We start from the raw sequence: 14,683 nt of genomic DNA, 5'->3' as shown, positions 1-14,683 counted from the left end.
TCTCCCTTCTATCAGCTCAGGACAAAATGTGATCGGTGGGTTTCAGCGCTCGGGTCAAGCGATGAAAACTGAAGCTGAACCCCGGAAACATGGCAATCACATGACCGCTCTTGCTTTGGTACCAACTGTGGCATCCACCGGACTTCCACACGGTACGTTCCATTTCCCGGTGGATCATTTCAGTGTAGGTACGTTCCGCCTCATGGCGAACCTCGATGCTGCGTAAACCTTGAGTCTTCAAGGTGCGAATGCAATCGAGGATGTAATTCATCTGGGATTCGATGATGAACAGCGCCGAGGTGTGGCCGATGCCGGTGTTCGGCCCGGTGACGATAAACAGGTTGGGAAAGTCGGGCAGGGCGGTGCCGAGGTAGGCTCGCGGGTATTGCGCCCAGACCTCTTTCAGACGTGTGCCGTTCTTGCCCGTTACCGGGTAGGAAATCACCCCGTCGGTGGCGTCGTAGCCGGTGGACCAGACGATCAGGTCCAGGTCGATATGCTGGCCATCGAGGGTAACGATGCCGGTTTCGTCGATGGACGCGATGCCTTGCTCGCGGCTGTGCAGCGTCACGTTACGGCGGGCCAGTGCCGGGTACAACGTGCTGGAGAGAATCACCCGTTTGCAGCCGATGGTGTAGTCCGGCGTCAGTTTGCGCCGCAGTTCGGCGTCCGGTACCTGGCGTTTGAGAAAACCCAGGGCCTGGCGCTGGACCCTGTGCACCGCCGGCTTCGAATACTTGAAGGCAATCACCCGGGTTTCGAATTGCCAGTAGATTCCCCAGCGCAGCAACTTGTAGGCGGGCTTGAATCCCAACAGCCAGCGCTGCAAGCGGCCAAAGCTGCGGTCGGCCCGGGGCAACACCCAGTGAGGCGTGCGCTGGAACACATGCAAGTGTCCGACGTCCGGGGCAATCGCCGGAATGACCTGGGCCGCACTGGCGCCGCTGCCGACGATGGCTACGCGTTTTTGCCGGTAGTCGTAGGTGTGGTCCCAGTTGTTGGTGTGAAAAGTCTTGCCCCGAAAGCGTTCCTGCCCGTCGAAGTGTGGCACCACCGGTTGGCTCAGCGGCCCGGTCGCGTTGATCAGGAACTGCGCGCAAAACGTGCCTTTGCCAGCGGTGAATACCGTCCAGCGCCTGTTGGCGTCGTCCCATTCGATGCGCTCGACATTGGCGTCCAGTTCCACCTTGTCCCGCAGGCCGAAGTGTTCCACCACATGGCGGGTGTAGCGGTGCAGTTCGGCCTGTCCGGCGAACATTTGTGTCCAGCGATAGGGGGCGAAAGACAAGGAGTACAGCGGCGAGGGCACGTCGACCGCCGCGCCGGGGTAAGTGTTCTGGCACCAGGTGCCACCGAAGAAATCCCGTCGTTCCAGCAGGCGGAAATCGTCGATGCCGGCCTTGAGTAAATTGATCGCGGCACATTGGCCACCAAAACCGCTGCCGATGATCAATACTTGAAAGGTCTGCATGGGCCTCCTCTTATGGTCATTGATCAACCCCTTCTTTCATGTATAGCCGTTTCTGGAGACGAGGCTTTTGCTTTTACACGAGCGTGATGTGGCGATGTTCAGCTCGCCAGTCGGTGATGGCTATTTAATCTCACCCTGATAGACTCCAGCGCAGAGGCACAGGCTGTTATCGCATTCCGTCGAGTGGTACAGAGGCCCTATGGCAAAAACGGGAGGAACGGGGTTTTCATTGGCCAGGAGGCTCTATACATCGCGAATCCTGGGGTTGGCCCTGGGATTGGTCTGCGTGAGCGCGGCGATGTATCCACTCGATCCGGCGCCCTGGGCCTGGGGTTTCATGTGGTTCAATGGCCTGGTCTGGCCGCACCTGGCATACCAATGGACGCGTCGGGCCAGGGCGCCCTATCATGTCGAACACCGCAACCTGCTGATCGATGCCTTTCTCGGCGGCTTCTGGATTGCCGCGATGCAATTCAATCCACTGCCCAGCGCCTCCACTATTTCCATGATGGCCATGAACAACGTGGCCATCGGCGGCATGCGCTTCCTGTTGGCCGGGACGGCCGCGCAAGTGCTGGGCGTCTGTGTCGGCCTGCAGATTTTCGCACCGGCGTTCATTCCTGCCACCAGCCCGGTGCAGCTCTATGCCTGTTTGCCGTTGCTGTGCCTGTATCCGCTGGCACTGGGCTGGATCTGCTTCCGCCAGGCCCATACCCTTGGCCGTCAGAAGCGTGAACTGCTGGCCCTGAGCCGCACCGACAGCCTGACCGGCCTGCTGAACCATGGCGCCTGGAAGGACCAGCTGGAAGTCGAGTTCCAGCGTTGCAAACGCCAGCAAAAAGGCGGGGCGATTGCCCTGATCGACATCGACCATTTCAAGGCAATCAATGACACCTGCGGCCATGTTGCCGGCGATATCGTCTTGCGCCAGTTGAGCAAAATGCTCAGGCAGAACCTGCGGGCGACCGATGTGGCAGGGCGCTACGGCGGTGACGAGTTCTGCGTGATCCTTCCGGACCTGCCCCTGAACCGCGCCGCCGACATCATGGAGGCCCTGCGGGATCGCTTTGCCACCTTGGGGTACGAGCAGAACCCGGCGCTGAAAGTCAGCCTGAGCATTGGCCTGGCGTCATTCGACCCGGCCCACGCCGACGCGACGCTTTGGCTCAACGACGCCGATCATGCGTTATACGAAGCCAAGACCACCGGGCGTAACCGGGTGATCTGTTGCGGTGACGGGAAACCCCATCGCGAACTGCTCGACTCGGCGTGACCGTCCACGGCAAAACCTGTGGGAGCGGGCTTGCCCGCGATGGCGGCGTGTCAGGCGGCGTGGGTGTTGGCTGTGATGGCCCATTCGCGAGCAAGCCCGCTCCCACAAATGATCGCTGGTGGACGCAAATGATGTGCTAGCCGCCGATCCACTGTGGGAGCGAGCCGGCTCCGGGCGGCGATCCGACGATGGCGGCGTATCGGTTTAAAACGTCATTCCTTCACGCTCATGAACTCCTCCGCGAAGCGGATGTATTCCTCAGGTTGCGTGTAGGTGTGCGTCAGCTCGGTCGCGCTCAGGTCCGATGTCTGGGTGAGGATCTGGCGTTGCTCGCGCAGGCTGTCGTAGGTCGCCTTGATCGCGGCGAAGTACGCGCCATGGCCGTCGATGGTTACGCGCACACCCAGTTCGGCCAGGCGCTTGTCATCGCGTAGCAGCGGGTTGCCGTAGGTCACCAGCATCAGCGGCACGCTCAGGTGCTCGGCGATCTGCTCCAGATGGTCGAAGTCCTTTACGCCCACCATGCAGATGCCATCGGCCCCGGCGCGCTGGTATTGCCGGGTGCGGCTGATGATTTCCTGAACCGGCAGAATCCCTGCATGGGTGCGGGCGATGATCGCCATTTCCTTATCGCAGCGGGCTTCCAGTGCCGCGCGGATCTTGCCGACACCTTCGGCGACCGTGATCAGGTCGGTGGATTTGCGGCCGAACTGCGCGGGCAGCAGGGTGTCTTCGATGGTCAGCGCCGCGACGCCGGCACGCTCGAGTTCGACGATGGTGCGCATGACGTTGAGCGCGTTGCCGTAGCCATGGTCGGCGTCGGCAATCACCGGCAACTGGGCGACGCGGCCGATACGGGTGGCCTGTTCTGCGAACTCGCTGAGGGTGATCAGGGCAAAGTCAGGGGCGCCCAGCACTTGCAACGAGGCGACCGAACCACCGAGGATCCCGACTTCGAAGCCCAGGTCGGCGGCGATACGGGCCGACATCGGGTCGAAAACCGAGGCTGTGTGGTAGCAGGTGCTGGAGGCGAACAGTTGGCGAAAATTGCGGCGCAAATCTTGATGGGAAAGCCTGGACATATGAGTTCCACCAATGGAATGGAAGGGCTTGAGCAAAAGTGTCAACGCCGAAGAAATAAAAGGCTATCACGCGCGCAAGGGGAGAATGATGACGAATTTGCCGGGTTGGGCAGATTGGCGTCGTAACGATGGGCCTGCCAAGTCACGCCGCCACGGTCTGTTGCCGTTGGTCAAGCAGCGGCACGGCGCGCACCGAGTCACCGGGTTGCAGCTGCAAGCGCCTGGCGGTCAGGCGATCAACCACCAGGCTGTGGCCCACCTGTCGGGCCGGGGCACAGGTAATGCGGCAGTTTTGCAGGCGGCGATTGTGGATCAGCCAGATGGGCGCTTTATCGTCCGGCGAGCCGATGACCAGTGACAGCGGTTGGCTGTCGCGCACGGTGCGGATCCCGGAAACCGGGGCTTCAATGACCGGTCCGCCGTCGAAGATATCGATGTAGCCGTTGTGGGCAAACCCTTCGGCGCTGAGGATTTTCAGGGCTGGCCCGGTATTCGGGTGGGCCTTGCCGATCACCGCCTGGGCCTGTTCGGTCAACAGGCAGGTGTAAAGCGGCTGACGCGGCATCAGTTCGGCGATGAACGATTTGTTGCCCAGCCCGGACAAGTGATCGGCATGGCTGAAATCCATCTTGAAAAAGTGTCGGCCGAGACTGTCCCAAAACGGTGAACCACCTCGTTCGTCGGCACTTCCACGTAATTCGGCGATGAGGCGGTTGCCAAACAGCTGGGTAAATTCGGCCACAAACAACAAACGCCCGAGCGACAGCAAACGCCCGTTGCTTCCCTGACGCTGATCGGGGCGCAGGTACAACGAGCAGACTTCCGATTGCCCGGTCAATTCGTTGTTCAGGAACAGGGTCGGGATCTGGCGTTGGATACCCAGGTCCGGTGAAGCACTGACCGTCAGTCCGACCCGGTAGTTGTACCAGGGCTCGCGCAGGCCGACCCCACCCTTCAGGGCGCTGACGCCCACCACTTGCTGCTCGTCGTCCTCGAGTACGAACAGATAATCGGCATCGGCCCGATCGACCTGCCCGGCGAAAGTGCGTTGGGCCCAGCGGATCCGATAGGCCAGGCGTTCTTCGTCAGCCGGCAGGCTGGTAAGCCCCGGAACCGCCTGACGCACCAGTCTGAGCACGGCGGGCAGGTCGGTAATCTGGACCGGACGGACAATCATGCGGCTGTTCCTTGTTCGCGTGTGCCCGGGCATTGGCGTTGACCCTGGCGGGTATTCACAGGGCGATCAGCCTGACGGGGCTGCCCTCGGTCACCTTCAGCGCCTTGCACATGGCCGCGTCCAGCGTCACGGGTTGCCCGGTGACGTAATCAAGATCGGCGACGATGGCCCGATAATCCTTCAATGACTCGTTACTCACCAGAAAGCGGCCACGGCTATCGATCACCGGGCCAGGCAGCGTGACGCCGCGCTGGCTGTGGGTGATGGAACGAATGCCCGACGTGCGCGCAAACAGCGTGGGGCCGCCATCGAACAGATCGATGTAGCTGTTGGTTTCGAAGCCTTCACGCTCGAGGATATCGAAGGCCTCTGGCCATCGGGATGGATGCTGCCGATGCAGTCCTGTGCCGCCTGGGGCAGCATGGGCACAAAAATCGGATAGTGCGGCATCAGTTCGGCGAGAAAGGTGCGGCTCTGCAGGCCGCAAAGCCGTTCGGCCTCGGTGTAGGGCAAGTCGAAGAAATGCTTGCCCACGGCATCCCAAAATGGCGAGTGGCCTTCATCACTGCTGTAGCCGACGATCTCGGTGATCACCGTTTCGGAAAAACGCCGGGGGTGGGCGGCGATGAACAACAGGCGCGCCCGCGACAGCAGTTCGGAATGCGCGGTGCGTACCCGTGCGGCATCGATATGGAAGCCCCGCAGCAAGGTGTGGCCACTGAGATCGTGACACAACGACAACGCCGGTACGCCGTGCTCGATGTTCAGCTCCCTCGAGGCACTGGTGAAGTGTCGGTTGCGCAGGCTGTAGAACGGCTCGTTGTACCCGGCCGTGGCGAGGATTTCCGAGCAGCCGACCAGGTGTTGCGTCGTCAGGTCTTCGAGGACGAAGAAATAGTTTTCCGCGCCATGACCCTCGATGTCCTTCTCGAACGAGGCACAGGAATCAAGGATTTTTCCGCGTAATCGTTCGCTATCGTCGGGCAGGGATGTGACGCCCACAAGGCTTTCACGAGCCAGCTTCTGCAACTGGGGCAGGTCGGCCAACTCGACTGGACGCAAGACCAGCATGGAGACACTCCTGTATCAAACGATTCGGCGGTTTGAGCCGAACCTGACTATCACTGTCGGTTTTTCCACACATCAAATCGGTGGTCGTCTGAACGTTATCAGGCGCCACTCTTTTTCTTGTCAGGTGTTTCTTGAGAGGGAACGCATTAAACAAGGATCGTGCGGTTCGGCCGGATGCGATGCCTGGCCAGGTGCGTAGATCGGGGGTTCGAGAATGGGCATCCGGGCTCCTGCTGGATGAGTGTGGTTCATGTTTCAACAGTCCGTTGAAAGGAGTATTTAATTATCACGTACTGCCTGTCTAGTTAATTTTCGCAGGGTCTGACCGTGCCCGAAAAAGCGGCGAAGTGCCTGTACCAAGGGACTACGCCGATCTCGTAAAGTCTTGTAGGTGATTGCCTCTATTGCAGTCAGCCATCACAGAAAACCTGGCAGGAAATGACTGTAGGAGCGAGCTAGCTCGCGATGGTCGTTAACGATGCCGCGTGTTTACTGACTAAACGCAGCGCTCTTGAGTCCATCGCGAGCTAGCTCGCTCCTACAGAATCCTTTACTGAACAGCATTACCCCCCCCAGGGCGTGCTTTCTTGCGGCACAATTGCGCAATGGCGCTCACCTGACGCCGTCGTTCCTTTCCTTCCCTGGAGTGATAGCCGGTGCAGGCAACCCGTTTAACCCTGATTTGTCACGCTCGAACCGTCGCCCAGAAATTGGCGCGTTTTCCATTGGACGAGCCTCTGGAGATGGATTGGCACACGTTCAGGCTGTCCCGTTGCAATCAGTTCAAGGGCGCTGCGCGTCTTGTCTGCGGCCCGGAATTGCGCACCCGGCAGACCGCTGAACTGTTCGGCAGTGCGCCGCAGATTGTCGATGCGTTGAAGGACTGCGATTTCGGACGCTGGGGCGGTGAGCGCATCGGCGACCTGCAAAAGAGCGAACCGGAGGCGCTCCAGCATTGGCTGGGGGATCCGGCTTCAGCACCCCACGGTGGCGAGTCGCTGGTGCAGTTGGGCGAGCGAGTGGGCGCTTGGTTGACAGCATTGCAGTCGACGCCAGGGCACATCCTTGCCATTACTCATCCCTTTGTCATCCGCGCCGCTCTGACGCAGGTGTTGCAGGGTGGAGCGTCCAGCCTGATCGACGTCGAACCCCTGTCGGCGCTCGAGTTGAGGTTCCATGGCCGCTGGCGGCTGCGCTTGCCGGGCACCGATGCCGAGGACCTGCCTTGATGAAAAAACTCCTGGTCATCGGCATCGGTGCCGGCAATCCCGACTACATCACGATGCAAGCGGTGAAGGCGCTGAATCGGGTCGATGTTTTTTTTCTCATGGACAAGGGCCAGCGCAAGGACAAACTCATCGATCTGCGGCGCGAAATCTGCGAACGCTACATCACCGATCACGATTACCGTTTTGTCGAAGCCCACAGCCCTGAGCGTGAGCGCGGTGAGGTGGACTACAAGACCAGTGTCGACGACTTGAACCTGGCCAGGCAGCAGACCTTCGAGCGGCTGATCAATGAAGAAGTGTCCGACGGCCAGTGTGGTGGTTTTCTGGTGTGGGGCGACCCGGCGCTGTACGACAGCACCATTCGTATCCTGCAGGCCATCCAGGCTTCAGGTGCCAGCGCGTTCGAATTCGAGGTGATCCCCGGCATTACCAGCGTCCAGGCGTTGGCGGCACAGCACAAGGTGCCGCTCAACCAGATTGGCCGCTCCGTTGAAATCACCACAGGCCGACGCCTGGCGGCAGGGCAGGTGAGCGATGCCGACAGCCTGGTGGTGATGCTCGATGCTCAGGATGCCTACCATCAGGTGGTGGATCAGGACACCTGGATTTACTGGGGCGCTTATCTGGGGACGCCGGATGAAATCCTGATCAGCGGCAAGCTCAAGGATGTGGCGGATGAAGTCGAACGGGTGCGCAAGGCGGCGCGGCTGGCCAATGGCTGGATCATGGATACCTATCTGCTGCGAAAACCCTGAGGTTTGTGGTAGCCAGACCGACGTCTTCGCGAGCAAGCCCGCTCCCACAGGGAAATGCATTTCAAATATGGGAGCGGGCTTGCCCGCGAAGAGGCCCTTGAGAACACCTCAAGAAGCAGCATTGCCCCCACGCCCAAACCGCTCCCGATACACCGATGGCGGCACGCCAACCACTGTGCGAAAGGCCACCCGGAAGCTTTCCACCGAGCGATAACCACAACGTTCGGCAATCTGCTCGGTGTTCTGGTCGCTGCTTTCCAGCAGTTCGCGGGCGCGGCCCAGACGTTCGTGCTGCAACCAGGTTCTCGGTGACTGCCCACTGGCTTCGGTGAAGCGGCGCAGGAACGTGCGTTCGCTCATCGCGGCTTCGCTGGCCAGGTCGCGCACCTCCAGTGGTTCGTGCAAACGCTCACGTGCCCACTGCATGACGCGGGAAAGATCGCTGCGCGGTGTGGGACTGACCGGCGTCGGAATGAATTGCGCCTGGCCACCGCTGCGTTGCGGCGACATGACCAGGCGCCGGGCCACGGCATTGGCCACCTGGGTGCCGAAATCCCGTGCCACCAGATGCAGGCAGGCATCGATGCCCGCCGCGCTGCCGGCGGAGGTGATCAATTGGCCGGAATCGACATACAGCACGTCCGGGTCCACCAGGATGCCGGGAAACCGCTCGGCCAGTTCCGAGGTATAGCGCCAGTGCGTGGTCGCACCGCGCCCGTCGAGCAACCCGGTGGCGGCGAGGACGAAAACACCGGAGCAGATCGACAGCAACCGCGCCCCCCGCGCATGGGCCTGGCGCAGGGCGGCGATCAGTTGCGCAGGCACCGCGGTGCTGCGGTCGCGCCAGCCGGGAATGATGATGGTGCGGGCATCGGCGAGCAATTCCATGCCGCCATCGGCCAGTACCTGGATGCCGCCCATGGCACGCATCGGGCCTTGATCGACAGCGACGATACGATGCTCGTACCAAGGAAAATCGAACTCAGGTCGTGGCAGGCCGAAGATCTCCACGGCAATGCCGAACTCGAATGTGCAGAGGCCGTCGTAGGCCAGAATCGCGACCATTCCAGGTGTGGGGTGCATTTGGCGGAAAGTTCCCGGTGAGTGTCTTGTGCGCCACTGTAGCCGCAAGTGACTGGCGGATAAAGTCTTCCCACACCCACCGCTACTTTGGAGTACAGCCCATGACCAGCCTGGTTCGCGAAATTCCCGCCGCCCCATCGGCCATCGCCCTGATGCATTTCAGCAACCGTCTGACGTTCGAAACCGATTGTTCCGATGTCCATGCCAGCCAGCAGGGCGGTGAAGTCGATTTCGTTCTGGTGGATGTTCGTGGCCCGCTGGCGTTCGAACGCGGGCATGTGCCGGGAGCGATCAACATACCCGGGCGCTTGCTGAGTGCCGAGGGCTTGGCGGGTTATCCGAAAAACAGCCTGTTTGTGGTCTATTGCGCCGGGCCTCATTGCAACGGTGCCAATAAGGCTGCCGTGAAACTGGCGGCCCTGGGTTATCCGGTCAAGGAGATGATCGGCGGCGTGACCGGATGGCTGGATGAAGGGTTTGAGTTGAGTGTCGAGGTGCCCCGGTCGGCGAATACCGCGATCGGTTGCGAATGCTGATACCCAAACACCATTGATCATTGTGGCGAGGGCGCTTGCTCCCGCCCGGCTGCGAAGCAGACGCATTTTTTGGGGCCGCTTCGCGACCCGGCGGGAGCAAGAGTTGTATCAGTGTGCGTTAGAGGCCGCCCACCACTCATCCAGTGTTGCCTGCAACCACGTAAATACGTCGGCGTAGGCAGCACCGTCCTGCGGCCCTCGGGGCAACGGCGACTCATCGCCAAAATGCGCATTGAGCATGGCCACCGACTCGGCGTTCCACTCCGGATGAAACTGCAACCCCAGCCGCGTCGGCCCGGCGCGGTACATCTGCTGTGCGCATTGCGCGCTGCTGGCCAGCAGTTGCGCGGTCGGCGGCAGGTCGATGGCATCTTCGTGCCACTCCAGTACCTTCAGCGTTTGCCCATCGATAAAGCTCACCGTGGTCCATCCGGTTTCGGTACGGTCCATCCGCCGTACATTCCCGCCCAGACTCAACGCCAGCAACTGAGCCCCCAGGCATATGGCGAACACGGCCCCACCCAGATCCAGACTGCCTCTGAGCCATTGCCGTTCGGCCTCCAGCCACACCGGACCGGCGTTGGATTCGTAAGGCCCGCCCAACAGGATCACGGGATCGGCGCTGACGGGCGGCAACTGTCCGAGGTCGGCGCGAAACACCTTCAGCGTCAGCCCCCGGGACTCGGCCCAAAAGGCGATGGCGCCCGGACCTTCGGCGGGGTGGTGCTGGATCAGGTTCAACGTGGGCATCGCGCTACTCTCGATGGGACGCAAGGGGGCCCAATGTGCCGTAAAACACCGGGCATCGCCAGTCGGTTGATTTCGTTGGAATTGGCCGAAAACCTCCAGGTCTGGTCTGAAAACGCGATATGTCTGACAGACGTTGCACCGTCATGGAGCCTTAACCTCAATACCTGCATCCCGGTGCCACTTTTCTATAAATATTTGTCGCCTCGGCGTAATTTACCCTCCTGTGGCCGCTCTAGACTGCCGGCCACTTCGGTTTCCGCTCACAAAGCGATGGCCGAACGCTGCCAATCGAAGCTGCCAATAAAAGCCTCCGCACACAGGAGTTATAAATGAAGAAGCTAGTGATGTTCGGTGCCCTGGCACTGTCGATGTTGTCCCTGACCGCCGTGGCTGAAGACGCCAAGCCGATCCGCATCGGCATCGAAGCCGGCTACCCGCCATTCTCGATGAAAACCCCTGACGGCAAACTCACCGGTTTCGACGTGGACATCGGCGACGCCCAGTGCGAGCAGATGAAAGTGAAGTGCACCTGGGTCGAGCAAGAGTTCGACGGCCTGATCCCTGCGCTGAAGGTCAAGAAAATCGACGCCATCCTGTCGTCCATGACCATCACTGACGACCGCAAGAAGAACGTCGATTTCACCATCAAGTACTACCACACCCCGGCACGTTTCGTGATGAAGGAAGGCTCCAGCATCAAGGACCCGCTGACCGAGCTCAAAGGCAAGAAAGTCGGTGTGCTGCGCGCCAGTACCCACGACCGCTTCGCCACGGAAGTGCTGGTGCCTGCCGGCATCGACCTGGTGCGTTACGGCTCGCAACAGGAAGCCAACCTGGACATGGTCTCCGGCCGCATTGACGCGCTGCTGGCCGACTCGGTCAACCTGGACGACGGTTTCCTGAAAACCGACGCCGGTAAAGGTTTTGCCTTCGTCGGCCCTGAGTACAACGATCCGAAATACTTCGGTGGTGGCGCCGGCATTGCCGTGCGCAAGGGTGACAAGGAGCTGGCGGACAAATTCAACACCGCTATCACCGAAATCCGCGCCAACGGCAAGTACAAGCAAGTGCAGGACAAGTACTTCAAGTTTGACGTTTACGGCGAGTAAGCGAGCAGGCTGAAAAAATGGCAATCGTTGACGCGGTTGCCATTTTTTTTGTGCAATCATTTTCAGCATTGAGAGAGACCTGTGGGAGCGGGCTTGCTCGCGAAAGCGTCATGTCAGGCAACATCGATGTTGAATGTACCGACGCCTTCGCGAGCAAGCCCGCTCCCACAGGTGATTTCACCGTGCAGACACCAGGAGTTCCCCCATGCAACGCATCGACCATACACTTCCCTGGAGTCACCTGGGCACAGAGCGCACCCTCAGCGTGTTTCGTTATGGCGCGGGTACGCGCAAGGTGTACATCCAGGCCAGCCTGCACGCCGACGAATTGCCGGGCATGCGCACGGCCTGGGAGTTGAAGAAACGCCTGGCCGAACTTGAACGACAGGGGCAACTGAACGGTGTGATCGAACTGGTGCCGGTGGCCAATCCCATTGGCCTCGACCAGCACCTGCAAGGCAGCCACATGGGGCGTTTCGAACTGGGCAGCGGCAAGAACTTCAACCGCTCGTTCGTCGAACTCAGTGCGCCGGTGGCCGAGTTGATCGGTGATCGCCTCGGCAGCGATGCCCAGGCCAACATCACGCTGATTCGCCAGACCATGGGCCAGGTCCTCGACGACCTGCCGGCAGCGACATCGCAGCTCGAAGCGATGCACCGCCTGTTGCTGCGCCATGCCTGTGACGCCGACATCACCCTCGACCTGCATTGCGATTTCGATGCAGCGATTCACATCTACGCCTTGCCGCAGCACTGGCCGCAATGGCAATCCCTGGCGGCACGCTTGAAGGCCGGCGTGGCGTTGTTGTGCGAAGACTCCGGCGGCAGTTCGTTCGATGAATCCTGTTCTTCGCCATGGTTGCGTCTGGCCAGGGCGTTCCCGGCGGCGGCGATTCCACCGGCCAACCTGGCGACCACGCTGGAGCTGGGCAGCATGGGAGACACCCGCGTCGACCAGGCCCAGGCCAATGGCGAGGCCATTCTCGGGTTCCTCGCCGAGCAGGGTTTCATCTCCGGCACCTGGCCGGCGGCACCGGCCGAATGCTGTGAAGGCATGCCGTTCGAAGGCACCCAATACCTGTTCGCACCGCACCACGGCGTGGTCAGTTTCCTGCGTGAAGCCGGGGAATGGGTGGAAAAGGGTGATGCGCTGTTCGAGGTGGTCGACCCGTTGAATGACAAGGTCACTACCGTGCAGGCTGGTACCAGCGGTGTGTTGTTTGCCATTGACCGTGGGCGCTATACCCAGCCGGGCACCTGGCAGGCGAAAGTTGCCGGGCGTGAGCCGATTCGGGTGGGGAAGTTGATCAACGACTGACCAGGGATTTTTGCCGTCTGTTCTGACCTCTTCGCGAGCAGGCTCGCTCCCACAGGAGCGCATTCCAAATGTGGGAGCGGGCTTGCTCGCGAAGGCGGCCTGACAGCTGGCCTCTCTTTTGTTGACGGTGTGCATATCCGTTTCTTCGGTAACGGCCACTTATGGTTTCGCCCTTACGGCGACTCACTTTTTTTAACAAGCGCCTCAAAAAAAGTAAGCAAAAAAGCGCTCGCCCCGAACGTCCGGCCCCTCGCCAAGGCTCGGGGTTCCTTCGCTCCGGCATTCATCCGGGGGCATTGCCCTCCGGTTTGCTTCGCTGCACCTACATGCAATGTGTTCGACTGCGTCGAACGGCGCTGCGCGCCCATCCCCGGATGAACACCTCCACTCAGCCTTCCGAGGGGGCGGGTGGATCAAGATCAAGAGCGGCAGGCGAGCTAACGCTCGGCCTGTGGAGTGGTGAGAAGCGTGGGGGTACGCCGATCTGCCTTCGCTCTGCTCTGCTCTTCTAATGAAATGGCTCCCCCCCACACCCTGTGATCGCTCTCTAAGCTTTCACAGGGTGTCTTACGGAGGCTATTGCCATGAACAACGTTGCCATTGTCGCTATCGATCTAGGGAAACATACCTTCCATCTGCACGCGCAAGATGATCGCGGTCATGAGCTCTACCACAAGAAATTCAATCGCGCAGGTCTGGCCAGGCACCTGGCCAACCTTGAACCGTGCACGGTGGCGATGGAGGCCTGTGGTGGCGCCCACTACACGGCGCGGGAAGCGGCAAAATGGGGCCATGTGCCCAAACTCATTGCCCCCACCTCGTGCGTCCCTACGTGAAAAGCAACAAGAACGACTTCGCCGATGCCATGGCGATTTGCGAGGCGGCGAGCCGCCCGACCATGCGTTTTGTGCCCCTAAAACCGAAGCGCAACAAGCGCTGGCCATGCTCAATTCGCAACGCGACGCCTACATCAAGGAGCGTACGGCCAGCGTCAATCGGATTCACGCCGGCCTGTTAGAGGTCGGTATCAGCCTGTCCCCAGGCTTTCACGCCATCAAGGAACTGCCAGCGCTGCTGGAGGCGTGTTCATTTTCTGCGCAGATCAAACAAATCCTGCTGGGGCTGCGTGAGCACTTCAATTATCTGGACGGGCAGGTCAAGGCACTGGACAAGCAGGTTGAACGCCAGGCCGCTGAAGATGATCTGGCTTCTCGCCTGATGACAATTCCTTGCGTCGGTCCGATCACCTCCAGCGTCCTGGCTGCGGAGTTGGGCAACGGTCAGCAGTTCAAGTGCGGTCGAGACTATTCAGCCTCGATTGGGTTGGTGCCCAAGCAACACTCCACCGGCGACAAGACGGTACTTTTGGGGATCAGCAAACGCGGTGACCGGAATCAGAGACGGCTGCTTATCCAGTGCGCCCGTGTGTATCTGATGGGGCTGGAACGACAGACAGGAGCGCTGGCCGATTGGGTCCGCCAACTGCTGGCTCGCCATCATTCCAACCGTGTGGTCTGCGCCTTGGCCAACAAACTGGCAAGAATCGCCTGGTCGATCGCCGCTCACCACGATGAATTCAAAGGCGGGGTCAAGCGCGATGAACGCTTGACCTCGCTGCCACCCGAGCACCACCCACCTGGTTTTGCGATGCTGGATAACAGATGACGTGAACGGCCAACCGGCCTGACGACTACCCTGGGCTCCCACAAGGCTGAAAAAGCCTTCTTTCTATGAAGGGCCGTCAGGCGCGATTCTCATCGAGGCGCAGGGTCGCCACCCAGACGCCGGATAGATGAAAGCAAGCCAAACACGCATCAAAAACAGTATTG

At 60.5% G+C, this 14,683-nt stretch carries 11 protein-coding genes and 2 pseudogenes; 7 read left to right on the top strand and 6 right to left on the bottom strand.

The window, feature by feature from the left end; translation table 11 throughout:
• Positions 1 to 16: 16 nt before the first annotated feature.
• Positions 17 to 1,471 carry an NAD(P)/FAD-dependent oxidoreductase gene (locus RS887_RS19305; RefSeq protein ID WP_322616599.1) on the bottom strand — a complete coding sequence of 485 codons (1,455 nt, stop codon included), beginning with the start codon at positions 1,469 to 1,471 and terminating at the stop codon, positions 17 to 19.
• Positions 1,472 to 1,670: 199 nt separating this feature from the next.
• Between RS887_RS19305 and RS887_RS19300 the strand changes: the two genes are divergently transcribed.
• Positions 1,671 to 2,744 carry a diguanylate cyclase gene (locus tag RS887_RS19300; protein ID WP_322616598.1) on the top strand — a complete coding sequence of 358 codons (1,074 nt, stop codon included), beginning with the start codon at positions 1,671 to 1,673 and terminating at the stop codon, positions 2,742 to 2,744.
• Between the two features lie 212 nt (positions 2,745 to 2,956).
• Here the strand turns inward: RS887_RS19300 and RS887_RS19295 are convergent, their stop codons facing one another.
• The 3 genes and pseudogenes from RS887_RS19295 to RS887_RS19285 all read right to left on the bottom strand — a co-directional run bounded on the left by RS887_RS19295 (position 2,957) and on the right by RS887_RS19285 (position 6,074).
• A complete protein-coding gene (locus tag RS887_RS19295) occupies positions 2,957 to 3,826 on the bottom strand; it encodes an oxaloacetate decarboxylase (RefSeq protein WP_322616597.1) in 870 nt (289 codons plus the stop codon).
• Between the two features lie 142 nt (positions 3,827 to 3,968).
• Positions 3,969 to 5,003: an arginine N-succinyltransferase gene (astA, locus tag RS887_RS19290; protein WP_322616596.1), complete on the bottom strand. Its 1,035-nt coding sequence runs from the start codon at positions 5,001 to 5,003 to the stop codon at positions 3,969 to 3,971.
• A gap of 55 nt (positions 5,004 to 5,058) precedes the next feature.
• Positions 5,059 to 6,074, bottom strand: a pseudogene (locus RS887_RS19285) (arginine N-succinyltransferase).
• A gap of 656 nt (positions 6,075 to 6,730) precedes the next feature.
• Between RS887_RS19285 and RS887_RS19280 the strand changes: the two are divergent.
• A complete protein-coding gene (locus tag RS887_RS19280) occupies positions 6,731 to 7,303 on the top strand; it encodes a histidine phosphatase family protein (RefSeq protein ID WP_322616595.1) in 573 nt (190 codons plus the stop codon).
• Positions 7,303 to 8,058 (top strand): precorrin-6A synthase (deacetylating), encoded by a 756-nt coding sequence (gene cobF, locus RS887_RS19275; RefSeq protein ID WP_322616594.1) that lies wholly within the window; start codon positions 7,303 to 7,305, stop codon positions 8,056 to 8,058. Before RS887_RS19280 ends, cobF begins: the two co-directional genes overlap by 1 nt.
• A gap of 108 nt (positions 8,059 to 8,166) precedes the next feature.
• Here the strand turns inward: cobF and ftrA are convergent, their stop codons facing one another.
• On the bottom strand, positions 8,167 to 9,141 hold the full coding sequence (gene ftrA / locus RS887_RS19270; RefSeq protein WP_322616593.1) for a transcriptional regulator FtrA: 975 nt from the start codon (positions 9,139 to 9,141) through the stop codon (positions 8,167 to 8,169).
• 101 nt (positions 9,142 to 9,242) lie between these two features.
• On the opposite strand from ftrA, the gene RS887_RS19265 reads away from it, so the two are divergent.
• Positions 9,243 to 9,677, top strand: a complete 435-nt coding sequence (locus tag RS887_RS19265; protein WP_322616592.1) for a rhodanese-like domain-containing protein — start codon at positions 9,243 to 9,245, stop codon at positions 9,675 to 9,677.
• Positions 9,678 to 9,785: 108 nt separating this feature from the next.
• Here RS887_RS19265 and RS887_RS19260 read toward each other — a convergent pair whose 3' ends face one another.
• Positions 9,786 to 10,427: a type 1 glutamine amidotransferase gene (locus tag RS887_RS19260; RefSeq protein ID WP_322616591.1), complete on the bottom strand. Its 642-nt coding sequence runs from the start codon at positions 10,425 to 10,427 to the stop codon at positions 9,786 to 9,788.
• A 329-nt stretch (positions 10,428 to 10,756) separates the two neighbouring features.
• Between RS887_RS19260 and RS887_RS19255 the strand changes: the two genes are divergently transcribed.
• The 3 genes and pseudogenes from RS887_RS19255 to RS887_RS19245 all read left to right on the top strand — a co-directional run bounded on the left by RS887_RS19255 (position 10,757) and on the right by RS887_RS19245 (position 14,519).
• Positions 10,757 to 11,536: an ABC transporter substrate-binding protein gene (locus RS887_RS19255; protein WP_322616590.1), complete on the top strand. Its 780-nt coding sequence runs from the start codon at positions 10,757 to 10,759 to the stop codon at positions 11,534 to 11,536.
• A 205-nt stretch (positions 11,537 to 11,741) separates the two neighbouring features.
• Entirely contained in the window at positions 11,742 to 12,854 is a 1,113-nt protein-coding gene (locus RS887_RS19250; protein ID WP_322616589.1) for a succinylglutamate desuccinylase/aspartoacylase family protein, read from the top strand.
• A 584-nt stretch (positions 12,855 to 13,438) separates the two neighbouring features.
• Positions 13,439 to 14,519 (top strand): annotated as a pseudogene (locus tag RS887_RS19245) (IS110 family transposase).
• Positions 14,520 to 14,683: the final 164 nt, after the last annotated feature.

The sequence above is a fragment of the Pseudomonas sp. BIC9C genome (assembly GCF_034541995.1).
Taxonomy (GTDB): Bacteria; Pseudomonadota; Gammaproteobacteria; order Pseudomonadales; family Pseudomonadaceae; genus Aquipseudomonas; species Aquipseudomonas fluorescens_CC.
Note: the sequence above shows the minus strand (reverse complement) of the source record. Positions and strands in the feature narration are given on the sequence as shown.